This is a genomic window from Candidatus Hadarchaeales archaeon, from assembly GCA_038736355.1.
GTDB lineage: Archaea > Hadarchaeota > Hadarchaeia > Hadarchaeales > WYZ-LMO6 > WYZ-LMO6.
The window spans coordinates 156,756-178,159 of the sequence record JAVYML010000001.1 but is presented as its reverse complement, the minus strand read 5'-3'; the positions used below and the strand labels follow the sequence as shown (position 1 = coordinate 178,159).

The following is a 21,404-nucleotide window of genomic DNA, read 5'->3' as shown; positions in this document are numbered from 1 at the left end:
AGGAGAAAGGGGGAAAAGAGAGAGGGAAGAACGAAAAAGGTATGATGTTTCGAAAATGTGTTACTGTGTTACGGTCTTAGGGAAAAGAGTCACGAGGTATTTTTAGGAGGGGCGTGTGAGCACAAAATAACCTAGATGAGGGGAAGAAGGAACAGGCTGGAGATCATAGGCGAGATTCTGGAGCTGGCATGTGTGGGGGAGATGACGAAGACGGGGATAGCTTACCGGACCAATCTGGGTTTTGGTCTGGCCCAGAAGTACATAGACGAACTCGTGGGAAGAGGCTTACTGGCGGTGAAAACCAACGGAGAGGGGGAAGGTCGAAAGGTCTACCAGACTACGGAAGAAGGGATGAAGGTGCTGAAGAAGCTGAGGGAACTCAGGAAGATGTTCTGTTGATCACTCCTGGGGCAAGAGCACCCTTCTTCCGAACTCCGTTAACCTGTACTCCCTTTCTACGAAACCCATCTCCTCCAGAAGATTCAGCACGGTTTTTACACTTTCCTTGGAGGTCTTCGTGAGTTCTACCAGCTCCTTGAGGGAATGAGAAGTTCCATCGCTCAGGATTCCGAGGATCTCCTCCGCAAGTTCCTCACCCCGCTTCCCCCCCAGTTTCTTCTTGATCTCCTCGAAGGATTCCTCAAATCCAGACACGAAGGAGCTGGCGGAGGGAAAACTTAAAAGAAGACTGAATTGAGCGCCAGAAAAAGACGCCAGAACTATTTTCAGTAGGCGCCTTTATCCCGGGGTCTCAGTTTCTTTTTGGCATGGCCGGAAAACCGGAAAGGCCCGGGGGACTAAAAGGGGAGCCCCCGTTAAAGGGAGGTCCCTTCGTGGATCGACCGATGATAGCCCCTATGGAGAAAAGGAGGTGATAGAAGATGAGGACAGCAATGGCAATGTTTGGAGCTTTGATGGTGGCTCTGGCCATGACCGGAGTGGCCTTTGCCCACTGGACCGACACTCTGTACATCAACGGTACGGTCAACACGGGAACCTTCGATGCCGAGCTGAGCGTGGGCGAGGGTTGGGACAGTGAGCCCGAGTGTAAGAATGTCAGCTTCATCACTGGCTCACTCTCGCAGGACAAAAACACCATAACGGTGACCATCAGCCACGCCTACCCGTGCATCCACTACTACCTGCCCATAGACCTTCACTGTGTGGGCAGTGTACCCCTGAGGATACAGAGTATAACATACGGGCGTGGAAATCTGCCGGACAACACCACGTTGGAGATAATTGCGGATAACGACCACCCAAATGAGAACAGGATTGAGGTGGGCACGCAGCTCCACCAGTGCCAAAAGGCCTATGGGGTATTGCACGTGCACCTGGACGAGGACGCAGAGGAGAACACAACCTACACCTTCAGCGTAACCATCGACGTGGTACAGTGGAACTACTACCGAGCCCCGTAACCACCGCAACCATAGGAAGGTGTGGAAATGAGGGATGCGAGGCTAGCGGTGTTACCGGTGCTGCTGGTGGCAGGGATGCTCCTGACCGGTGTGGCCTTCGCCCACTGGTCGGAGTCCCTCCTCCTCACGGGTAGCGTGGCCACGGGGTCGCTGGACTGGCGGTTTACCGACGTGAAACACTCTGACCCAGGCCCCCCCGACAGTGTGAGGGACTACCATTGCCGGGACAACTTCGAGGGGCCTGAGCCCTATTCCTGGCAGGGAGACAAGGATGTGGGTTACACCACGGCGGTGATAAAAGATCCTCATATCATCGAGGTGACCTTGAACAATGTGTACCCCAGCTACTTCAACTCCATAAGTGTTTACATGAAGAACACGGGAACGGTGCCCCTGATCATTGAAAAGGCCATCATCAACGGGACCGTGGTGATGGACTATGACACGAAGGTCAGGCTGGATCTCAACAACGATGGAGAGAATGACTTGGAGATATGGTGGAGGGCCAACATCTTTGGCGTTCAGCTTGAGCCCGGAAAAGATTCACCTCAGACGAGCTTCTGGGTTCACGTCCTGCAGGGTGCGCCCAGGGGAGCTTCACTGCACTTCACCATCCAACTGGTGGCCGTGCAGTGGAACTTCTCCGAGTACAAGCCCACCATAGGACTTTCTCCCCAGAGCCTGACTTTCCAAGCCACGGCTGGAGGGCCCAATCCTCCGCCGCAGACAGTGACCATTTCCAACACAGGCGGGGGAACGCTCTGCTGGACGGCCACGGACGACGCTACCTGGCTTTCGCTCAATCCGACGAGCGGAGCCCTGGCGGCCGGGGCTTCTGAGAACATAACGGTTAGCGTGGACATCACCGGGCTCACAGCGGGGACCTACCACGCCACGATCACGGTTTCGGCCCCGAACGCGACGAACAGTCCGCAGACGGTGGACGTGACGTTGGTGATAGAATCCCCAATCATCTCGGTGAACCTGCATCCCAATTACGCGGTGGACGCCACCGATGGGCCCGTGCCCCTTTCATCCGATAATCTGGCCAAGCTAACGGCCAGCGACGACGATCGATACATAACTCTGACGGGAGTTCCCTATGCAGGATGGAATCCCTCGGGGTGGGATGACTATCTCGATTTCGAGTTCGAGAACATCCCAGCGGGAGCCACAGTACAAAGTGTAGTGCTCAAGTTCGAATGGCAGCGCCCGAGTACGGGCGTGACGAATGCTAGGTTGCAAATCTACGTTGGCGCTTCGCAGAGAGGAGGGAATATCTCATTGAGTCTACCACCCGCAGGCGTGGACAACATTGTGACGCTTAACCTGTATGTCAACCCCTATAGTATAAACACTGCTAGCGAGGTCAACAACTTAAGGGTCAGGTTCCAAGCCCAGAGTAGCTCTCCCTATTACCCCACATTGCACGACTGGGTCGAAGTTCAGGTGACCTATACAGTATAGAACGGAGAAACCCTAACCAAATTTTTTTGTTTTTTAATTTTTGAAAAAATCGCGCTCAAAACGTGATGGGGATGAAAACAGGCTGGAAGGCGGAAAGGAAGGCGGCGGTCATCCTAGTCCTGGCCCTCTTCAACTACCTCTTCCTGAACCTCTTCCCGGCCAGGGGATGGATGGCCTACTTCCTCCCCTCCGTCTGTTGGGGCACCCTGGCCCTGGTCGCTTTCTGGGCCTGCGGCCTGGACAGGATAAGGTCCTGGTTCAACGCCCCGGTCTCCCTGGCAGCCGCAAGCGTTTCCATCCTCTACGTGCTGGTCCTCCTGAACTTGGGCTTCTTCATGGGCTTTGGGAGGAGTCCCTACTCCTTCGCCCCCCTTTCCCTCCTCACCAATTCTTTCTTGGTTCTCTCCACCCTGCTGGGGATGGAACTCTCCAGGTCCTACCTGGTGAAGAACCTCGGCAGGGGTAGACCCTTCCTCACCTTGGGGTCGGTCACCCTCTTTTACGCTTTCCTTGGCATTTCCACGGCCAAGCTGCTGGGGCTCCGCACCCCCCTCGCCACGACCAAGTTCCTAGGGACGGGCTTTTTGCCCCTGGTGGCGGAGAACCTCCTAGCCACCTACCTGGCTTTCCTGGGCGGGCCGGTGGCTTCCCTGGCATACCGCCTCCCCCTCACCGCTTTCTGGTGGTTCTGCCCGATTCTCCCCCGCCTCTCCTGGGCGGTGGAGGCCCTGGTGGGGGTGATGATCCCCACGGCGGGATTCTTCTCCATCAACTTGTACACCCCACCCTTCACCCTGCGAAGGTTGGGTTTCACCTCACAGGTTGGCTTCAAGGCAAGAGAATCCCAGACGCGTGGCCTGGTCATAGCCTCGGTCCTCTGCGTGGTGATGGTGTGGGCCTCCACGGGCCTCTTAGGCCTTCGGGTGACCACCGTTCTCAGCGGGAGCATGAGTCCGAGCCTGGAGGTGGGGGATGTGGCAGTGGTGAGGGAGGTTTCCCCCTCTTCAGTGAGGCCTGGGGACGTAATCCAGTTTGTCCGGGGAGGAGAAGCGGTGATCCACAGGGTGGTGGAGGTAAGGCAGGAGGGGGGGAGCTGGTCCTTCATTACCAAGGGGGATGCCAACTCCTCTCCCGACCCCACACCCGTTTCCTCTTCCCAGCTGATGGGGAAAGTGATTATGCGGATTCCCAAGGTGGGATGGGCCATTCTTGGAGTGAAGGGGGTGATGGTTGGCCTATGGTCTTTCGTGAGAGAGCACACCGCCCTCGTGCTTTCGCTGCCTCTCCTCGCGGTGCCGGTCTTCCTTGGCCGCAGGTACAGGGGGCGCAAGGTGAGGTGGGGGCTGGGTAAGGAGGTGTCCTCCCGGCGGTGGGGCACTCCCCTCGTCTTTCTAATGCTCTTCCTCTCGGTGGGAGGAATAGCCTACGCCCACTGGAGCGAGCCCCTCTACGTGTCGGGCACGGTGGAGACGGGAACTTGGAAGTCGGAGATAGAGTGTTACAAGGTCTGGAGCTTCCCGTGCTGTCAGGTGAACTCTTGGCGTTCGGAGGACAACCGCACCCTCTACTTGCACTACTGGTATACCTATCCTTGCGATACGGTGTGGGTAGTGCTCAAGATTCACAACACGGGGACCGTGCCCATCTTCTTCCAGGGCTTCCAGTACCAGTTTTCGGGGAAAGACTTCAAGACTTACGAATGGTTCTTTGGCCCCTACGGAGATGGTTGCCAGCAGGGGGACTGCTGCTGGTGGAAGGACCTCCTCTGCGGAGATGGATGTGACGGCCCGGACGAGAGGACTTGTTGCTGGATGGATTCCTGTTGTCTCAAACCCCCCATCCAGCTCCACCCCTGTCAGAGCCTTATCGCCGTGGTGAAGCTGAAGAGCTTTTCCTGTTCCTGTGACTTCACCATCTCCATGAGCATAAAGGACGTGTGCTGGTCCTGCTTGGGGAGGACTTGAGGACAGTTTATTTAAGGAGGGAGAGGATGAAAAAGGTGGTGAAGCTTCGTTTCCTAAAGAGATTGGGGAAAACCCCCTTCCCTTTCCTGGTCTTCCTGTTCCTGCTGCTTGGTTCCGTCCTGCTCCTGGGTTACTCCCACTCCCGACCAGAAAGGGAGAACCGGACTCAGGTCCTCCTCTCTTACCAGCACCGCGGGAACTATGGTTACGTGGCCCATCTGAAGCCCAACGAGCTTTACGATAACAGGCTGGAACTCTCGACCGGGGAGGGGACGATTTACCTACCCTTGTTGGAGTACCTCACTCTCACCTTCAACTATCTCTTCCTCTCCACGGAGGAGGGCAATCTTTCTTCCTCCTATCGGGTGGAAGTGGTACTCTCCACCCCGGCTTGGAGCAAAAGTTACCCCTGGTTGGAGAACTCGGTCCAGGCCTCGGGGAAAACCCTGGCCTTTTCCTTCGGTTTGGTTCTCGATCCTTCTTGGGTGGAGGAGAGGGTGAAGGTGATAAGCTCGGAGACGGGAGTCTCAGCCCGCAACTACGATGTGCGCGTGAAGACTTCGGTTCGTACGGTGGCCCAGACGGGAAGGGGCAGGGTGGATGAAACTTTCTCCCCCCAGCTCACCCTTCACTTCGTGAGGGATCCTAGCAAGGGAGAGTACCTCACGGCAGAAGGGCTGGAGGAGAAAAAGGAGGGAGTACTCACCCACTCTGAGATCCTCTGGAGGGGAGAAATAGGGACCCTACGGAGGATCTCCTACCTCTTGCTGGGTTTCGCTTTGGTGGGCACCCTTCTCACGGGCTGGGCCTATTTCTCGATCGAGAAACCCAAAAAGGTAGAAGAGCTGGTGGAACCCCTCAGGGAGCTGGTGGTGGAGCTCTCGGAGGAGCCGAAGGTTCCTGAGGGTGGAACCACGGTGAGGGTGGGAAGGATGGAAGATTTGGCCAAGATCGCAGAGGGGCTGGTGAAGCCCATCCTTCACGTGAGGCTTCCCTCCCCAGACGGTGAGGAACATCTCTTCCTGGTCATGGATGGATCCGTGAGGTATGAGCATCGGGTGAAAGCGTTGGGGGGTATGGTAATAAAGAAGTAATGCCCCTTTCAACACGCGCTGGCTCTTGAAGAAAAAGCAGACTTATCACAAACCTTATATGACCCGTTATCGACTTAAAACTCGATGAAGGTTTTAGCGGGTGTCCTAGTCCTTTTCCTCTTGTTGGTCCTTCCCCTTCCTGCCTTGACCGCTTCTCCGGAGGAAGACATCTTCCCGGCGAAGTGGATGGGGAAGCACAAGGTCGTGGACCACTTCGGGAAGCTGAGCAGGATGGTCCTTATCCGGTATGTGGGGGAAGGACTCTCTGAGCCCTCGGAGGTGGTGGAAATTGGGGATCCGGATAACGATGGGGCCGTGGATGCCTATGCTCTCTTGGGTGTTAGGTGGGATTGCTCCAAATATCCCGGTGGAGTCCCCTACACGGTAAACCCCACGGTGGCAGTTAGGTTCTATGGGTTGAAGGAAAGCGAGGTGGTGGGGGCCATCCGGAGGGCTTTCGAGAACTGGGATGAGGCAGTGGGATTGGAGCTGTACAACAATGTAGTAACCGTGAGCAGATTGGCAAATGTCAGTACAAAGCGTCCGGATTACAGGAACGTGGTGACCTGGGGGAGGTTGCAGAGGGGAGTGGTGGCGGTCACCTACCTTTGGTACCTCACGGATACGGGAGAGCTCGTAGATGCGGACATAGTGTTCAACTCCTACTACAGATGGGGGATAGATCCCGACGGCGAGGGAACGGTCTATCAGTTGAGCGGAGCCTTCGACCTCCAAGACATAGCCACCCACGAGGTGGGACACTTCACAGGCCTCGACGATCTTTATGATGAGCCTTACTGGGCCATGACCATGTACGGCTATGCGAACTTCGGAGAGACCCACAAGGTTTCCTTGGAGCCCGGAGACGTAGCTGGGGCTCAGGCTATTTACGGGTCCTAGGTGACGGGAAGAGATTAAACCTCGTCGCGGTGGCTCTTGAACCCGACCAATTTTCCAGAACAAACTTCAGTAGTCGCTTTTATGGATACTCATGAAACCTTTTCCGGGACTCGATGGCCGAGTCCCGTGAAGCTTGGAGGGGTGGGTGAAAATTGGTTGATCCGGGAAACTGGGGGAAAGCTCCGAGCGGAAAAACGTGGGAAGAGGAACTTTTGTGGAGGTTGGAGAGGGCGGTTCCCCCTCCTCCCGAGCTACCGCCAACCCCACCCACGCCCGAGGAGGAGAAGAGACTCAGGAAGCTGAGGGAGGCTTATGAGAAGGCTTGGGCGAAGTTCTTCGGCTTTAACGTCTCCCTCTGGATGAGGGTGAACAGGCACAGGCTTATCTTCGACATAGTGATGCTTGCCTTGATCCTTTATCTAATCTTCTTTTCCAATCTCCCTTCGTGGTCTCTCTGGCCCCTCGTGGGCTTCCTCGTTTTTCTCATGATCGTCTTTTCCCTACCCTCCGCCTTCCTGCTCGGCCTGCGCTATGCCCTTCTCGCCCTCTTCGTCGTCATAGTCTTCATCATCATCGTTCTTGGGATTTGGTTCCTCGTCTCACCGGCGGTCGTGATGATAACTATGCCGCCGCCACCCGAACCTCCCACGGCCGCCGGTGAGGCGGGGGTAAAGGTAAGCGAAGTTACCCTTTGGGATTATCAAATCGAGGGACCGGTGGAGTACCAAGGAGTACAGTGCACCCGCATCACCGCGAGAAAGGCGAGAATCTCCGGACAGGATCTGCTGGTGGGAGGGATGGGATTGGGAACTTCTTCCCTGGAGATGGATAACTTCGAGGCTTATGTTACCTACATGAAGGGGACCGGCAGTGCCTTTGGCATGCGCGTTCAGTCGGGCTGGAAGGGGAAGGACTCACCTCCTTTCACGATAAGGCTCCTGAGGGACCCCACGACCTTCCGTAACGTCACCATGCACATAGTGTCGATGAAGGCCACTGGTGGCAGGATGAACGGGGTGGAGATGAGGAGCACATGAGGGGGTCTAAAATGGCGGGGAAAGGGATGATCCGGGGATCCGTCTTCCTTCTCAGTGCGGTTCTCTTCGTTTCAGTGTTTTCCTTGTGTTTGGCCCCGGCAGCCGGGGATCCAGGGCGCACCTTCACCATCAAGGCTGACAGGATAACCATGACATGTACGAACATAGAGGGCGGACTTTTCGGCCTTCTTGGGCTCATAGCAGGATATATAAAGGCAGAGAACGTCACGATGGAAAACGTCAGGGTGATTTATGGAAATCGCGTGATGTATCTCCCCCATGGTTACACCGATAACATGGAAATGTGGGTAACCATTACCTCCGTGCTATGGACGGCATTGACCCATCTTTTGGAATCCATTCCCATGATCCTTGGAGTGCCTGTTACCTTGGATGATGTGGAGATGGATGTGTACTGGTCTTCGATGAAATCCTTGGATTTTGAGAACCTCAGGGTGGTGATTAGGTGATGGTTGGTTCTAGGATGGAAAATATCGGTTTGGGATTCTTCAATCTCTGGGATAAAAGGAGATTGGTTCTTCCCCTTTTCCTGCTCCTAAGCATTTTCTCATGGGTTCTCTACATACTGGTGTATAATCTTGCTACCTTCACGCTAGCCGTAGTTTCCACCGTCTTTCTCTTTACCGTACTTTTGCTTGGAACGGTGGTGGTGGATGGAATAGAGGCAGGCCTCATTCCGCTCGAGAGAGTTCCGAACGTAGTTTTGGGTTCTCTCTTGGGAATAGGGATAGTCTTCGGGCTCCTCCTCTATCTCCTCCTCCTGGTTCTCAAGCTGGTTCCTTTCCCTCCGCCTTCCTTCCTTTTCGCCCTTGTTTCTACCATTGAGATAGTCCCCTTTGTTTCCTTGGCGATAGTGCTCCCCCCCACGGCGGGTTACTTCCTCTTCAGGGAGAGGTGGAGGAGGCTTAGGGCGAACAAGCCCTTCTGGGGCGTTTACTTGGGTATCCTCGCGGCCTTTTGTTGTGTTTATCCCCTCTTGCCCTATCCAGACCTCTGGTTCCACGAGATGAAGACCCTTGCCACCGCCGGAAGTTTGATCCTCCTCTCCCTCTTCCTCCTCGCTTATCCGAGGGAGGGGGCGACCAAGGCCGTGGGATTGATCTTTCCCTTCGTGGGCTTCCTTTCTTGGTTCACATGTTTCGGAGGAATGGCATTGGGGAGTGTACTTGCGGTCTTGGCTGGGGCTTGCTCCTACTCTTGGTCACCCTCAGAGAAATTGGAAAGCCGTGTGTTCGAGCCCACGCTTGAGGTTGTACCCGAAGAGACGAGCCAACCCTTAGAGGTCAAAGGTGAAGTTGGGACGGGTGGAAGTGGGCTAGAAAAGGCGGTGGAAAACCTCTTGCGCTCGCTTGCCCCTTCCTCAGACACCAGAGAAGAAACCCCAAACCGAGGGGTCGAGCTGGCTGGATGGAGGGGAAGGGAGAAAGAAGGGGGTAAAGCATGAACTGGAAGATAGCAGTGGGCGGACTGGTAGCAATGTTGGCCCTGCTGGGAGCCATGGCGGCATCCGATGTCGTCTGGGGTTTCACGGGTGGAACCATTTACATCAAAGTCCCTAAGGCCGAACTGGAGAACGTAGAGATGTATGGGGATACCTACCAGAATACCGGGAGTTCTATTAACGTCGTGACCCAGAGAGTGGGTAGGTTGAAATGTCCACAGGGTCAGATCGTAAAGAGACGTCTGGGTCTAGGACCTGGCTTCGACAATGTGGTAATAAAGTTTGACAATGCCACCCTGATCAACGTGCTGATGAAAGCGAAGAACCTCTTGAGCCAAACCGGAACCCTCAGTGGTGTCACGATGTGGGTGGAGCCTTCTCCCAGAGGACTACAACAGAACATCACTGGCGGTACCATGGATGACCTAGAAACAGATATCTACTATGTGTCTATTGGCTCGCTGGGCTATACCGGTCTGTCCATCTACTTCGAGTGAAGCAGATTTTTTCCCTTTTGGGTGGGGATTACCCCACCCCTTTTTCCCACCTTACTTCAATTTATTTAGAAAAGTATGGATGTAAGACTCCTCAAAAGTTATCCCGAGGAGTTGGGTCTAGACCTTGGGAAACCCGAAGATAGGTTTAAGTGGTTCCTTGCTTCCATCCTCTTCGGCAAGAGGATTTCCGCGGAGATAGCCCTCAGGACCTTCAGGGAGTTCGAGCGCAGGGGGTATACCACCCCCGAAAGAATACTCGAGGCAGGATGGGCTAAATTGGTCAAAGCCCTAGACGAGGGTGGCTACGTGCGCTACGACTTTTCCACCGCTGACAGATTGCTGGAGATCTGCAAGGAGTTGAAGGAAAGGGGAGGATTGGAGAAGCTTTGCGCTTCGGCTAAGGATCCCGAGGATCTCATGAAGAGGCTCATGGAGTTTAGGGGGATAGGTCCCACCACTGCCAGCATCTTCCTCAGGGAACTCAGGGGAATATGGGAGAAGGCCGATCCCCCCCTTTCTCCCCTGGCCAGGGAGGTGGCGGAGAGACTTGGGATAAAGGGTGAGAAGAAGATGAAGGAGCTGGAGCCCAAACTGGTCAGACTGGGTTTGGAGTACTGTAAGAGAAAAAGGTGCACTCCCTGTCCGGTTTCAGGGAGGTGCAGGAGGAAGGAAGGATGAGGGCGAGCGGTATCCTCCTACACTTCACCTCCTTACCTTCTCCCCACGGGATAGGTGATCTGGGTCCTTGGGCGAGGGCGTTCGCCGACTTCCTCTGCGAGGCGGAACAGAAGTACTGGCAGTTCCTCCCCCTTCTTCCCCCCTCTTCCGGAAACTCACCCTACCACCCTTCCTCCGCCTTCGCTGGGAATGTTCTCCTCCTGAGTCCCGAGGAGATGGTGAAGGAAGGATGGCTCACGCGGGAGGAGGCCCTCCCCCCTCCCCTTCCCCACCATCGGGTGGATTACCCCTCAGTCCTTTCCTATAAACAGAAGCTTTTCGAAAGGGCTTACAGAAGCTTCAGAAAGAAGGGAGCGGAGGGTTTCGAGGAGTTCTGCGCCGGGAACTCATGGTGGCTGGAGGACTATTCCCTCTTCACGGCTCTTTCCAAGAGGCTGGGTAAACCATGGACGGATTGGCCGGAGGGGCTAAGGAACAGGGAAGGGGAAGCCCTTGAAAAGGCGGGTGAGGAGCTGAAGGAGGAGGTGGAGAAGGAGAAGTTTCTCCAGTACCTCTTCTACAGGCAATGGGAAGAACTCAGGAAGTACTGCCATAGGAGGGGGATCAGGTTGGTGGGTGATCTCCCCTTCTACTTGGACCATCACAGTACGGACGTTTGGGTTCACAAGGAGTTCTTTAAGCTGGACAAAGAAGGAAAACCTCTTTTTGTCTCAGGGGTACCCCCTGACTACTTCAGCCCCACGGGTCAGCTTTGGGGACAGCCAGTTTACAACTGGAAGAGGATGGAGGAGGGGGGATACGAATGGTGGGTGAGGAGAATGGAGCACGCCCAGCGGATGTTCGATCTGGTGAGGGTGGATCATTTCAGGGGCTTCGTAGCCCATTGGGAGGTCCCCGCTGGTGAGAAAACTGCCGAAAGGGGGGAGTGGGTGGAGGGACCTGGGGAAGAACTTTTCAAGGAAACTAGAAGGAAGCTTGGTTTCCTCTCCCTCATAGCCGAGGACCTAGGAACCATCACGGAGGAGGTGGTGGAGCTCAGGGAAAAACTAGGTCTCCCGGGGATGAGGGTGCTTCAGTTCGCCTTCGGTGAGGACCTCCCCTCCAATATCCATGCTCCCCATAATCACCGGAAAGATTGTGTGGTTTACACGGGTACACACGACAACAACACGGTGAGGGGGTGGTTCGAGGAGGAGGCCACTCCGGAGGTGAAGAGGAGATTCTTCAAGTACGTGGGGAGGGAGGTGCGGGCGGAGGAAGTTCATGTGGAGTTCATGAGGCTAGCGCTAGGTTCCGTTGCCGAACTCGCCGTCCTACCCCTCCAAGATGTGCTGGGACTGGGAAAGGAAGCCAGGATGAATACCCCAGGAAGGGCGGAGGGAAACTGGGAATGGAGGGTGGAACCCTGGCTACTCACGGTTGAGGCGGTGGAGCGGCTGGTCGAGCTGACCGAGCTCTATGGGAGGGCATGATCTTTCCGGGAAAAGAAAGAAAAGGAGGAAGGAGGAGGTAATGGGAGAATGATTTCGGAAGAAAGCGGAAGCGGGCTGTTGGGGACTTTGGCCAAGTTGAAGGAAAGGCTTTCCCCGGGGAAGACCGAGAGAAAGGAGGAAGGAGGACAAGTATCCTTGACGACTTCGACACCCCCTCCACCAGCTAAAAAATCTTCCAAGGACTCCCTCGAAACTCTTTATGAGGACGACTTCTTGGAGGAGCTTAGGATGAGGCTCCTCCAAAAGAGGATAGAGGAGAAAAAGGAATTTGAGAAGTACACGCTCTTCGCTCCCCCACCGGGATACGTGGAGGAAGAACGCTACTGGGTGGTCAGACCCTTTGCTTGGGTGGCCATTCTCTATAATCCCTCCAAGAACGAGCGCCTTTATCACGTAGTGGAGCCAAGCCTCACCCCCACGGAGAAGTCCCTCCTCGAAACGCTACACAGGGACCTCCTCGACAGACTCCCCTACACCGAGGGCGAGGACAGGGATCTGGTGTTGAAGGAGGCGGTGGAGCAAATTCTCGACGAGAGGGGGATATGGGTAAAGGAGGAAACCCTGCAGAAATTCCTCTACTATCTGAAGAGGAATTACGTGGGCTATGGGAAAATCGACGTGCTGATGAAGGATCCCAGAATAGAGGATATCTCCTGCGATGGGCTGGGGATACCCCTCTTCCTCTACCACCAGAACTATCAGAACCTCAAGACCAACCTCGTTTTCACAGATTCCTTGGAGCTAGACCTCTTCGTGGGTAGGCTGGTGGAAAGGGCTGGGAAGCAGATTTCCTTGGGAAAGCCCACGGTAGATGCCTCCCTTCCGGAGGGATACAGACTTCAAGCCACCCTGGGCAAAGAGGTAACGGCAAGGGGAAGCACCTTCACCATCCGCAAGTACAGGAAGGAACCCTTCACTCCGGTAGACCTCATCAAGCTTGGAACCTTCTCCCCTGAGATGTTGGCCTATCTCTGGCTGGCGACCGAGAACAAGAAGAACATCATGATCATAGGAGGGACGGCAAGCGGAAAGACCTCCACCCTCAACGCCCTCACCCTCTTCATCCCTCCCGATGCCAAGATCATTTCCATAGAGGACACAAGGGAGCTCTTCCTTTACCAGGAGAATTGGGTAGCCAACGTTACCCGTCCAGCCCCCGGAGAGAAGGCCATTACCATGTACGATCTCCTCATGCAAGCCCTCAGGCAGAGACCGGAAGTCCTCATCGTGGGAGAAGTGAGGGGCCCTGAGGCCCTGACCCTCTTCCAAGCCATGACCACAGGACATACATGCTATTCCACCATGCATGCGGGATCAGTGGAGGAGATGGTGCTCAGGCTGGAGGGGGAGCCCCTGAACGTACCCCATCACATGCTTTCTGCCTTGGACATCGTCTGCCTCCAAAACCTCACCTACTTCAAGGAGGTGAGGGTGAGGAGGAACCAAAGCATAGTCGAAATAGGTGGGGTGGATGCGGAGACGGGTGCTCTTAGCATCAACAGGCTCTTCGAGAGGGATAACCTGACGGATAAGTTCAGGAAGCTGGGGGATTCCCTCGTCTTGGCTGAAATAGCCAAGGAAAGGGGTTGGGGTCCCACTAGGTTGGAGAAAGAGCTGGCGAACAGGAAGGCCGTGTTGGAGTACATGGTGGAGAGGGACATAAGGAAAATAGAAGAGGTGGCGAGGGTCATCAGACAATACTACTTCGAGCCCGAGAAGGTACTGGAGAAGATCAAGGAGGAAGGAACTTCCCATGCCCCCTCTGAGTAAGCTAGCCTTCAGACTCTTCCACAGGTGGGTGAAGAGGGAGGAACAGGAAGCCCTGAAGAGGGATTTGAAGAGGGCAAGGATGGGGGTTTCGGTGGAAGTTTACGTCAGTATCTCCCTCCTCTACAGTTTGCTGGTTTCCCTCTCTCTCATCCTCTTTTTCTCTATCCTTGGGTTGCTGGGAAGGTTCTCCCCTCTGGGCGTGACAGTGGGTATTCTGCTAAGCTTGGGCTTTTGGATGGCCCTCTACCGTCTTTTCCTCCTCATCCCAGGTTTCATCGCCAAGAATAGGGCCTACAAGATAAACCTCGCCCTGCCACAGACCATAGGCTTCATGTATGCCCTCAGCAGGGGTGGGGCAGGAGTGGTGGAGATCTTCAGGGAACTCAGCAGGTATGAGGATGCCGGGGAGCTCAGGAATGAGGCCAAGCTCTTCATGAGGGACGTGGAGCAGCTTGGACAGGATCCTCTAACCGCCCTGAGGAACCTTGCCCAGAGCACCCCTTCGGAGAGGTTCAGGGAGCTCCTCGACGTTTTGGCTTCCGTCATAGAGAGCGGGGGTGATCTTCCCTCTTACTTCTCGAGCAAGTGGATGGAATACCAGCGCAACGCCGAGGCCGACCATTCGAAGCTCATTTCCAGCTTGGAGCTTTACAGCGAGCTCTACGTCAACCTCGTCATCCTCTTCCCTCTCGTGATGCTCATCCTCTTCTCCCTTCTCGGCCCACTTGGAGGATACTCTGACCTCTGGCTCTACCTCATAGCCTATGCCGTGGTTCCAGCCGTGGCTTCTTTCTTCCTGGTGATGGTGAGCCTTGCCTTACCGGGAAGGCTTCCCATGAGTAGGCACTGGGGAAGATTGAGGGAGGAGTACACGGGAGTGCCCCTCGTGGAGGAGAAGGCGGAGATAAAGAGGATTTCCCTCCCCCGCAGACTGTTGAAGTGGGTCTGGCAACTGGTGAGGAAGCCCGTGGAGGCGGTCTCACGACAGCCAGCCACCTCCTTTTTCTTCAGCATCCCCCTGACCTCACTCGTGCTCTTCTTCCTCAGGAGGAATTTGGGGATAGAGCTCTCCTCCTGCTTCATTCTAGGTTTTCTGGCCGTCTTGGGTTTCTATTCCCTAGTCTACGAAGTGAAGAGGGCCAAGATAGGATATCTGGAGGGTTCCCTACTGGATTTCCTGAGGGCTTTGGCGAGCGGAATCAAGTCCGGGCTCACCCTTTCCGCTTCCCTCAAGGTCACTTCTTCCGCCGATTTGGGCCCCTTCACGCGGGAGACGAAGAAGATGAAAAGGGATTTGAGCTGGGGGATTTCGGCGAAGGAAGCCTTGGAAAGGTTTGAGAAGAGGGTGGCTGATTCTGGAGACATCGTTTATGTGACTAGGGTGATAGAAAAATCGAGCGAGACGGACGAAGACATTTCCGGCGTGCTCGACATCCTCATGCTGGACGTGGCGAACAAGCAGGAACTGAGAAAAAAGAGGGAGGCAGCCCTCGGTTCCTACAAGATCATAGTCCTGATGATGTTCGGTCTTTTCCTCTTCTCCACCTTCATGGTGGTGAGTAGCGTGATGAGCGTGAACAGGGAGGTGGGTGAAACTGCCTTTTCCTACGCTGCGAACGTGTCCACCATTAGGAATCTTTTCATGCATGCAGCCATGATAGAAGGATTTTTTGCCGGTCTGCTGGTGGGACAGACGAGTTCGGGCGACCTGAGGGCGGGATTGAAGTACTCCGTTGTCCTGATGCTCGTGGCTTTTTCTCTTTTCTCCCTCTTCCTCAAGGTCTAGGCAAAACTAAAATAACCTCCAGACAAAACCTTTGGGGAACTGATGGCCAAGGTTGTGGCTATAGCCTCGGGAAAAGGTGGGGTGGGAAAGACTACCACCACCCTCAACTTGGGAGTGAGTTTGGGTCAGCTCGGAAAAAGGGTATTGGTGATAGATGGGGACCTAGCCATGGGGAATGCCGCCGCCCTCATGGGTCTCCCCCAGCTTCCCGCCACCCTCCACGATGTTCTCTCGGGTGAGAAAAGAGTGACGGAGGCCATCTACAAAGTCAACGGTATCAGCTTCCTTCCCTCCGGTCCCACCCTCGAAGGCTTTCTCAAATCTTCCCCTAGGAAACTGGAGGCCGTGGTGAAGGAACTTTCCCCCAAATACGACTTCATCCTCTTGGATACCCCTCCTGGGGTGAGCAGGTACAGTTTGGCCCCCTTGGCGGCGGCGGATGAAGTACTCTTCATCCTCACCCCCGACCCCTTGGCCTTGGAGTCCACCTTCAAGACCCTGCTGGTGGCGGAGGCCCTGGAGGTCAGGCGTAGGGGAGTGGTGCTGAACCGTATGCCCAAGTCTTCCTTCCTAGGCTTTTTCAGGAAGCCAAAGGTGCTCGAGGTGGGGGAGATAGAGAAGAGGATGGGTCTGAAGGTCTTAGTTTCCATTCCAGAGGATCGGGCCGTGGCGGAGTGCGCTATGATGAGGAGGATGCTCGTGCTTAGGAAGCCCAAATCACCAGCCGCTAAGGCCATCAAGAAACTGGCGACAATGCTCGTGGGAGAATCTTGAGGGGGGAGTCCTTGAAGAGAATACCCACGGGAATCCTTTCATTGGACGAGTCTCTGGGAGGAGGGATTCCGGCGGGTTCTTTGGTCCTCCTTCTTGGGGAGATAGGCTCCGGTCCCCATGAGTTCGCCCTCACTTCCTCCGTGGTGATGGCGGCCATCAAATCGGGTCTCTTCGAAACGGCGGGAGGGCAGGTTTTGCCAGAAGGGGTGTGGTGGCTTTCCTTTTCCCGCGGTGAGGGGGATTTGAGGGAGGAGATTTCCTCGAGTTTCGGTGAGGAGCTTTACAGGGAGTTCGAGAAGTGGGCTAGGTTCAAGGATTTCTCGGAGCAGTATTTCTCCCCCCTCCGAGCTTGGGATGAGCTCTTGGATTCCCTCCACCACTTCTTGAGGGAGGAGGGAAGGAACAGCTTGGTCATCCTTTCCGAACTCACAGATTTCTTGCCTTTCCTCCGCGAGGAGGAGTGGAGGAAGTTCCTCCTCTTCCTGCGCAAACTTCAAAGGGAGAGCAAAGAGTGGGGAAATTGTCTGATCTACGCTCCCCTCGAGACCAAGTTGGGTGGGGAGAACCTGCAGGAGCTCGAGGAATGTGCCGATGTGGTATTCTGCTTCGAGTGGGTTAGGCTAGGACCCTACAAGAGGAAGAGGGCCATGTACGCTAGGAGGCTCAGGAGGCTACCCTCCTCCCTATGGGGGGAGGCCGTTTTCGAAATTTCCTTCGTTCCACCCTTGGGCCTTCAGGTCACGAAACAGGAGCTGATAAGGGGAATTTAACTATTTGGCTTGGATGGAGAACTCGTATATCCGCTCGAAGTAGTAGATGTCTTTCTTTCCGCCCTCCACCACTTTCCCCAAGATGGTGAGGACATTCCTGTTCTCATCCAGAAGGGCGTTCAAACCCACCCGGTTCAGTTCCTCTTGCAGGTTGTGGAGATACTTCCTCCAGACTGCCATCCTCGGTGATTTTATCTCCAGGACTACATTTTCCCTGTTGGGTTTCTCCCCCGCCTGGACTCCCCAGTATGAGTCTAAGAGGGTGACCTTGAGGGATACGTATCCGCTTTGGGAGAGGGAAGAATCTCCCCCTACCAAGAAATAGCGGTTCACCCAGATTTCGACCTCGTTTTCCGTTCTTTCCCTGAAGGAAAGCATGGCAGGTGTGGAAAGCATGGCACCCCCTCCATCTTGGAGGAGGATCACCCCACCATCCTCGTAGACGTAGGTTTGGCTGGGGTATTGGGAGTTCCTTATCTCGAACTCCACGCTACCGCTGCTCCTTCCCCCTCTGTAATCAAGGGAGAATCTCAGGTAGTCTTGGTAAAGCCTAAAGAAGTTGGTTTGATTTTCCGCCTGGAGCCTGAGCCTGATCCTACCATCCGAGCCGAAGTAGGCCTGGGGATTCGAAAGGACTACCTCCCAACTTTCCTCTTCCATGCCCACAGTTTTCCTTTTTACATCTTCCCAATTTCCCGTAGAGGGATTATGGATGGAGAGGGTACAGAGGGCCGAGGCTTCCTCGGTTTTCAGGAGGGTGGCAATGGTGAGTTGCTCTATCTCTCCCGTGGATCCCAGAGGAGAACTTGAGTACTCGGCCTCCACCCTGTAGGGAGGTCCTAGGATAAGGTAGACCTCGTCCATCCAAAGATCTGCCCTTCGGTCATAAAGGAAGGTAGAGGTACTCACCTGTAAATACAACCTCATCCTGGTGATGGAGTTTTCTATCTGGTAGAAGTTTTCGAACCTCACCCATCCGTTGGTGTTTTGATTCCAGGATCTCGTGTAAACCATTTTCCATTTTCCGTTGTCTTCCACCTCGACCCTTATCGAACCTTCTCCCCTATCGGTCACGAACATCAGCTTTCCCCCTATGGTTATTTTCTGAGCCTTTTCCCCCACAGGGGTGTTGAGGGTTCTTACCCACCAACAACTCTCCCTACTCTCTGACCAAGGATCCGTACAGAAGGCGGATACGTGGATGGAGCCTGATCCATCCATGGTTGCGGATTTGAGGGGCGTCCATTCCGGGGAAGGAGTGTTGGGGTCATCGACTTCTAGAAGCATTTCCCAGTTTTCCATGCTCCAGAACTTTTCCAAAAAGACCAAAGGGCTGAGTTCATACCATCCTCCTCCCTCTCCCTTCAAGCTTTCGGGGCAGGGTTGTGATCCAAGGCTCTCGGTGAAGAGGGAACCCACGCCGGACTGGGGACCGCCACGGACCAGTACCCTTCCTACCTTTCCTGGGGCGGGAACGAAACGTGGTTTTTCACCCTGCATTCTCAGATTCACCAACATCGATTGTCCTTTCTCCAACATGCTTATTCCTGACTGGAGTTTCAAGAAGGCATCACGGACTTCTTCCATGTGTTTGGCCTCGCTGTCGTAAACGGAGGAACGGACGTAGGTGGGATACCAAGTGGAGAAAGCCGCAAGGAGGATGCTCAGGACCATTGCCGCCCCTAAGGCCTCGGAAACTCCCTTCTCTTCCCTGAGGTTGGGCATGCGAAGGGATTTCGATGGGGACAAAATTGGTACCGGGATCAAGAGGCCTCTACCGTGACGTTGGTGAAAGGCAGAATCATTTGGTTGCTGGGTTTGTGGATCACACAAACTGCAATGATGTTGTCGGTCCGGTAGTCCGTGGGACACTTCACCCAGACCTGTATCGAGCTGCCCACGGAGAAGAGACCCGTACCGAGGGCCCTGTTTTCTCCCAAGGAGGTTTCGTCATCTCCAGCCTTTACTATGAGGTCGGCCAGGGAGACGGAGTCCCCTCCATTGTGGATGAGGGTGAGAAGAACTTGGTTATCAGGGCCACTTCTGGCCCTCACTTGGATGTTTATGGTTGGCGGTGTTCCCTTGCCGCCGAGTCCTCCCACCAGCGTCGCCACAATGCCTACCAGCGTCACCGTTATGGCTATCAGCAGGATTACTCCAACTACCGGTGAAACTCCCCTTTCGCTCGTTGGCCTCACGTTTAAAAAGGTCCCATAATGTATTTAAAGGTTGTGAATACCAACGATTTCTTCGATTGGATTAAGTATTCTTTTTTTAGTGGCATGAGAAAGAAAAAAGAATGGATCCTGCTAGAAAGGTGGAAGCCCCCTTCCACTTCTATTCCGGCATGGACAGACCCCTTGGGATACAGGCCCAAAGCCTTCTGGAATTCTTGGAGGCCGTGAAAAGAGTGGGTACGGAGTCGTTGGAGTTCCATCTCTACAGGGGAGACTTTGAGCGTTGGATAAAGGATGTATTCAACTCAGCTTTTCTTCATTCCAGAATTTCTGCCCTCCGCAGGGATGGGGTAAAGGGAGAGGAACTCAGGAGGAGACTGGTGGGAGTGCTGGAGGAGTGGATAGGGTTTTATCTCTACAAAAGACCTTAATTTTTTTCTTCCGAAGATTTTTATATTGGACAATATATCCAATAAGATGGGAATTGAGGAAAAGTTGAGGAAAAGGCTTTGGATTTTCGCCGGGATTTGCCTTTCACTGGCCGGGGTGAGCAAGCTCCTGTACCTGAAGGGGCTCACCCTCCCCAACATGGAGCTGGTGATACCAGTTTTGGTGGTGACCGGTTCCACTTACCTTTGGGGTGTGGGGGAGGCGGAAAAGAAGCTGGGGAAGACCTTCGGACTCTTCGTCCTTGGGGGAGTAGTGCTGGTGGATCTCCTCTTCTGGGGACTTCACCGGATTTACCTCTTTACCTGGTCGGGCTTTCTGATGGTCTGGTGGTTGGCCACTAGGAACAAGCTCTCCCCCCTCTCCGGCTTCTGGCGTTTGGTGGGGAAAACTACCCTCACGGCAGCCATAGCCATCCTCCTCTTCGATTTCTGGACGGGTATAATAGGCAGTCCCCTCACAGGGTTCTACGGTCCCCTCACCTCCCTTTCTACATGGTTCACGGCTTTCCTCCTGCAGGTGCCCTTTACCCTCTACCACCTTTCTTCCCTCTTCTTCGTTCCTCCGCTCGTGGGTTTGTTGAAACTAAGCACCAAGATCAGGCTCGAAGTCCCCATCCCGATAAGGGTGGGGGCTTCCGTTTCCACAACGGAAAGGAGGTGAGAGGATGGAAGAGGTGACCAAGGCCATTCTGGTGGTGCTGGTGGTGATGGCCATGGGGACGGTGTACTTGGCTTACGAGGTTTCGGACCTGCGCGCGGACCTGAGGGAGCTCCAGGGAACCATCCTGACCGTGGACGTGGGAGTGGTCATAGACAACGGGGAAGCAGAACTTTCCCACCGGCTGAGTCTCGCGAAGGGGGCCACGGCTTTGGATGCCCTCAAGAGGGTGGCCAAGGTAGAAACGAAGTACTATCCCGGATTGGGGGAGTTCATCACCTCCATCAATGGGCTCAGCAATAATCCCAGTGAGGGCAAGTATTGGATGTTCTACATCTGGGAGAACCATCAATGGAAGTATGCCAGCGTGGGTGCAGGTTCTTACGAGCTCAGGGACGGAGAAAACGTGAAGTTCAGGTACGAGGTACCGAGCTGGTAATCACCTTTTCCTTTCCAGCCTCATGGCCGCTGCCCTCGCACCCATTTCCGCTTCCACTTCATTTTTTCCCGTTCCTATGATGATCACATCACCTTCCCTCGGTTTCAGGTTCTCCACCAGTTCCTTCCCTATCCTTCCCTCCACCCTCTTTCCGCTGTCTGGAAAGTAGAGCCCTCCTTCCTTGAAGACGAGAACGGTGGCTCCTTGAGCCCCCATCTTGATGGCTTCGTCCCTTTCCTCTATTCCTCCCCTTACCTTTTCCGCCGCATCCTTCACCAACACGGCCACATCCACCTCGCCCACCGTGAGCTCACCACAATCCAGCTTCACAAACTTCATGGGCTCCCCGAGTTTCTTCCTCCCCTTCTCGGTCAAGACGTGTCCTCCCCGGGAAGGTTTCACCAGTCCCCTCTTCTTGAGGAGAAGGAGGAGGTCCCTGGTACTTCCCTCCCCCAATCCCAATTTCTTCCCGAGGAGGGGTCTTCCCACCCTTCCCATCCTGTGGATGAGTTCCAGCGCCGCCCTCACATGGACTTCGGTGAACTTGGGAAGGGGCCCCCTGCCCATG

At 54.8% G+C, this 21,404-nt stretch carries 23 protein-coding genes; 19 read left to right on the top strand and 4 right to left on the bottom strand.

Annotated elements, in window-relative coordinates; translation table 11 throughout:
• Positions 1–135 precede the first annotated feature (135 nt).
• Positions 136–399, top strand: coding sequence for a winged helix-turn-helix domain-containing protein (locus QXG22_00725; protein ID MEM0358525.1), 264 nt, complete (start codon positions 136–138; stop codon positions 397–399).
• Here the strand turns inward: QXG22_00725 and QXG22_00720 are convergent, their stop codons facing one another.
• Positions 400–654, bottom strand: coding sequence for a hypothetical protein (locus QXG22_00720; GenBank protein MEM0358524.1), 255 nt, complete (start codon positions 652–654; stop codon positions 400–402). It lies immediately after the preceding gene.
• A gap of 227 nt (positions 655–881) precedes the next feature.
• Between QXG22_00720 and QXG22_00715 the strand changes: the two genes are divergently transcribed.
• The 15 genes from QXG22_00715 to QXG22_00645 all read left to right on the top strand — a co-directional run bounded on the left by QXG22_00715 (position 882) and on the right by QXG22_00645 (position 17,113).
• Positions 882–1,421 (top strand): hypothetical protein, encoded by a 540-nt coding sequence (locus QXG22_00715; protein MEM0358523.1) that lies wholly within the window; start codon positions 882–884, stop codon positions 1,419–1,421.
• 27 nt (positions 1,422–1,448) lie between these two features.
• A complete protein-coding gene (locus QXG22_00710; GenBank protein MEM0358522.1) occupies positions 1,449–2,888 on the top strand; it encodes a hypothetical protein in 1,440 nt (479 codons plus the stop codon).
• A gap of 65 nt (positions 2,889–2,953) precedes the next feature.
• Positions 2,954–4,852: a signal peptidase I gene (locus QXG22_00705; protein ID MEM0358521.1), complete on the top strand. Its 1,899-nt coding sequence runs from the start codon at positions 2,954–2,956 to the stop codon at positions 4,850–4,852.
• Positions 4,825–5,946, top strand: a complete 1,122-nt coding sequence (locus QXG22_00700; GenBank protein ID MEM0358520.1) for a DUF5305 family protein — start codon at positions 4,825–4,827, stop codon at positions 5,944–5,946. Before QXG22_00705 ends, QXG22_00700 begins: the two co-directional genes overlap by 28 nt.
• Before the next feature lie 84 nt (positions 5,947–6,030).
• On the top strand, positions 6,031–6,846 hold the full coding sequence (locus QXG22_00695) for a matrixin family metalloprotease (GenBank protein MEM0358519.1): 816 nt from the start codon (positions 6,031–6,033) through the stop codon (positions 6,844–6,846).
• A gap of 221 nt (positions 6,847–7,067) precedes the next feature.
• Positions 7,068–7,883: a hypothetical protein gene (locus tag QXG22_00690; GenBank protein MEM0358518.1), complete on the top strand. Its 816-nt coding sequence runs from the start codon at positions 7,068–7,070 to the stop codon at positions 7,881–7,883.
• Positions 7,880–8,353, top strand: coding sequence for a hypothetical protein (locus tag QXG22_00685; GenBank protein ID MEM0358517.1), 474 nt, complete (start codon positions 7,880–7,882; stop codon positions 8,351–8,353). The genes QXG22_00690 and QXG22_00685 overlap by 4 nt, the downstream gene beginning before the upstream one ends.
• Positions 8,353–9,348 carry a DUF6114 domain-containing protein gene (locus QXG22_00680; protein ID MEM0358516.1) on the top strand — a complete coding sequence of 332 codons (996 nt, stop codon included), beginning with the start codon at positions 8,353–8,355 and terminating at the stop codon, positions 9,346–9,348. The genes QXG22_00685 and QXG22_00680 overlap by 1 nt, the downstream gene beginning before the upstream one ends.
• Positions 9,345–9,842 carry a hypothetical protein gene (locus QXG22_00675; protein MEM0358515.1) on the top strand — a complete coding sequence of 166 codons (498 nt, stop codon included), beginning with the start codon at positions 9,345–9,347 and terminating at the stop codon, positions 9,840–9,842. Before QXG22_00680 ends, QXG22_00675 begins: the two co-directional genes overlap by 4 nt.
• Before the next feature lie 75 nt (positions 9,843–9,917).
• Positions 9,918–10,520, top strand: coding sequence for a hypothetical protein (locus tag QXG22_00670; protein MEM0358514.1), 603 nt, complete (start codon positions 9,918–9,920; stop codon positions 10,518–10,520).
• Positions 10,472–11,992 carry a 4-alpha-glucanotransferase gene (gene malQ, locus QXG22_00665; protein ID MEM0358513.1) on the top strand — a complete coding sequence of 507 codons (1,521 nt, stop codon included), beginning with the start codon at positions 10,472–10,474 and terminating at the stop codon, positions 11,990–11,992. The genes QXG22_00670 and malQ overlap by 49 nt, the downstream gene beginning before the upstream one ends.
• A gap of 48 nt (positions 11,993–12,040) precedes the next feature.
• Entirely contained in the window at positions 12,041–13,783 is a 1,743-nt protein-coding gene (locus tag QXG22_00660) for a type II/IV secretion system ATPase subunit (GenBank protein MEM0358512.1), read from the top strand.
• On the top strand, positions 13,767–15,569 hold the full coding sequence (locus tag QXG22_00655; GenBank protein MEM0358511.1) for a type II secretion system F family protein: 1,803 nt from the start codon (positions 13,767–13,769) through the stop codon (positions 15,567–15,569). Before QXG22_00660 ends, QXG22_00655 begins: the two co-directional genes overlap by 17 nt.
• 42 nt (positions 15,570–15,611) lie before the next feature.
• Entirely contained in the window at positions 15,612–16,343 is a 732-nt protein-coding gene (minD, locus tag QXG22_00650) for a cell division ATPase MinD (GenBank protein ID MEM0358510.1), read from the top strand.
• 11 nt (positions 16,344–16,354) lie between these two features.
• Entirely contained in the window at positions 16,355–17,113 is a 759-nt protein-coding gene (locus tag QXG22_00645) for an RAD55 family ATPase (protein MEM0358509.1), read from the top strand.
• On the opposite strand, the gene QXG22_00640 is transcribed toward QXG22_00645, so the two are convergent.
• Together QXG22_00640 and QXG22_00635 are read right to left on the bottom strand one after the other, a co-directional pair.
• Entirely contained in the window at positions 17,114–18,838 is a 1,725-nt protein-coding gene (locus tag QXG22_00640; protein ID MEM0358508.1) for a hypothetical protein, read from the bottom strand. It lies immediately after the preceding gene.
• Positions 18,839–18,876: 38 nt separating this feature from the next.
• On the bottom strand, positions 18,877–19,311 hold the full coding sequence (locus tag QXG22_00635) for a type IV pilin N-terminal domain-containing protein (protein MEM0358507.1): 435 nt from the start codon (positions 19,309–19,311) through the stop codon (positions 18,877–18,879).
• A gap of 101 nt (positions 19,312–19,412) precedes the next feature.
• On the opposite strand from QXG22_00635, the gene QXG22_00630 reads away from it, so the two are divergent.
• The 3 genes from QXG22_00630 to QXG22_00620 are packed head-to-tail and all read left to right on the top strand — an operon-like array spanning position 19,413 to position 20,836.
• Positions 19,413–19,721 carry a hypothetical protein gene (locus QXG22_00630; protein ID MEM0358506.1) on the top strand — a complete coding sequence of 103 codons (309 nt, stop codon included), beginning with the start codon at positions 19,413–19,415 and terminating at the stop codon, positions 19,719–19,721.
• A gap of 46 nt (positions 19,722–19,767) precedes the next feature.
• Positions 19,768–20,400 (top strand): hypothetical protein, encoded by a 633-nt coding sequence (locus QXG22_00625; protein ID MEM0358505.1) that lies wholly within the window; start codon positions 19,768–19,770, stop codon positions 20,398–20,400.
• 4 nt (positions 20,401–20,404) lie between these two features.
• Entirely contained in the window at positions 20,405–20,836 is a 432-nt protein-coding gene (locus QXG22_00620; GenBank protein MEM0358504.1) for a DUF4430 domain-containing protein, read from the top strand.
• Here the strand turns inward: QXG22_00620 and QXG22_00615 are convergent, their stop codons facing one another.
• Positions 20,837–21,403 carry a DUF4443 domain-containing protein gene (locus QXG22_00615; protein ID MEM0358503.1) on the bottom strand — a complete coding sequence of 189 codons (567 nt, stop codon included), beginning with the start codon at positions 21,401–21,403 and terminating at the stop codon, positions 20,837–20,839. It abuts the gene before it with no gap.
• Between the last annotated feature and the right edge of the window lies 1 nt (position 21,404).

Excerpts from the sequence above, each read along its gene's own strand:
- QXG22_00725 (MEM0358525.1), top strand. The coding sequence starts at position 136 with ATGAGGGGAAGAAGGAACAGGCTGGAGATCATAGGCGAGATTCTGGAG.
- QXG22_00715 (MEM0358523.1), top strand. The coding sequence starts at position 882 with ATGAGGACAGCAATGGCAATGTTTGGAGCTTTGATGGTGGCTCTGGCC.
- QXG22_00710 (MEM0358522.1), top strand. The coding sequence starts at position 1,449 with ATGAGGGATGCGAGGCTAGCGGTGTTACCGGTGCTGCTGGTGGCAGGG.
- QXG22_00705 (MEM0358521.1), top strand. The coding sequence starts at position 2,954 with ATGGGGATGAAAACAGGCTGGAAGGCGGAAAGGAAGGCGGCGGTCATC.
- QXG22_00695 (MEM0358519.1), top strand. The coding sequence starts at position 6,031 with ATGAAGGTTTTAGCGGGTGTCCTAGTCCTTTTCCTCTTGTTGGTCCTT.
- QXG22_00685 (MEM0358517.1), top strand. The coding sequence starts at position 7,880 with ATGAGGGGGTCTAAAATGGCGGGGAAAGGGATGATCCGGGGATCCGTC.
- QXG22_00680 (MEM0358516.1), top strand. The coding sequence starts at position 8,353 with ATGGTTGGTTCTAGGATGGAAAATATCGGTTTGGGATTCTTCAATCTC.
- QXG22_00675 (MEM0358515.1), top strand. The coding sequence starts at position 9,345 with ATGAACTGGAAGATAGCAGTGGGCGGACTGGTAGCAATGTTGGCCCTG.
- QXG22_00670 (MEM0358514.1), top strand. The coding sequence starts at position 9,918 with ATGGATGTAAGACTCCTCAAAAGTTATCCCGAGGAGTTGGGTCTAGAC.
- QXG22_00660 (MEM0358512.1), top strand. The coding sequence starts at position 12,041 with ATGATTTCGGAAGAAAGCGGAAGCGGGCTGTTGGGGACTTTGGCCAAG.
- QXG22_00655 (MEM0358511.1), top strand. The coding sequence starts at position 13,767 with ATGCCCCCTCTGAGTAAGCTAGCCTTCAGACTCTTCCACAGGTGGGTG.
- minD (MEM0358510.1), top strand. The coding sequence starts at position 15,612 with ATGGCCAAGGTTGTGGCTATAGCCTCGGGAAAAGGTGGGGTGGGAAAG.
- QXG22_00640 (MEM0358508.1), bottom strand. The coding sequence starts at position 18,838 with ATGCCCAACCTCAGGGAAGAGAAGGGAGTTTCCGAGGCCTTAGGGGCG.
- QXG22_00630 (MEM0358506.1), top strand. The coding sequence starts at position 19,413 with ATGGATCCTGCTAGAAAGGTGGAAGCCCCCTTCCACTTCTATTCCGGC.
- QXG22_00625 (MEM0358505.1), top strand. The coding sequence starts at position 19,768 with ATGGGAATTGAGGAAAAGTTGAGGAAAAGGCTTTGGATTTTCGCCGGG.
- QXG22_00620 (MEM0358504.1), top strand. The coding sequence starts at position 20,405 with ATGGAAGAGGTGACCAAGGCCATTCTGGTGGTGCTGGTGGTGATGGCC.
- QXG22_00615 (MEM0358503.1), bottom strand. The coding sequence starts at position 21,403 with ATGGGCAGGGGGCCCCTTCCCAAGTTCACCGAAGTCCATGTGAGGGCG.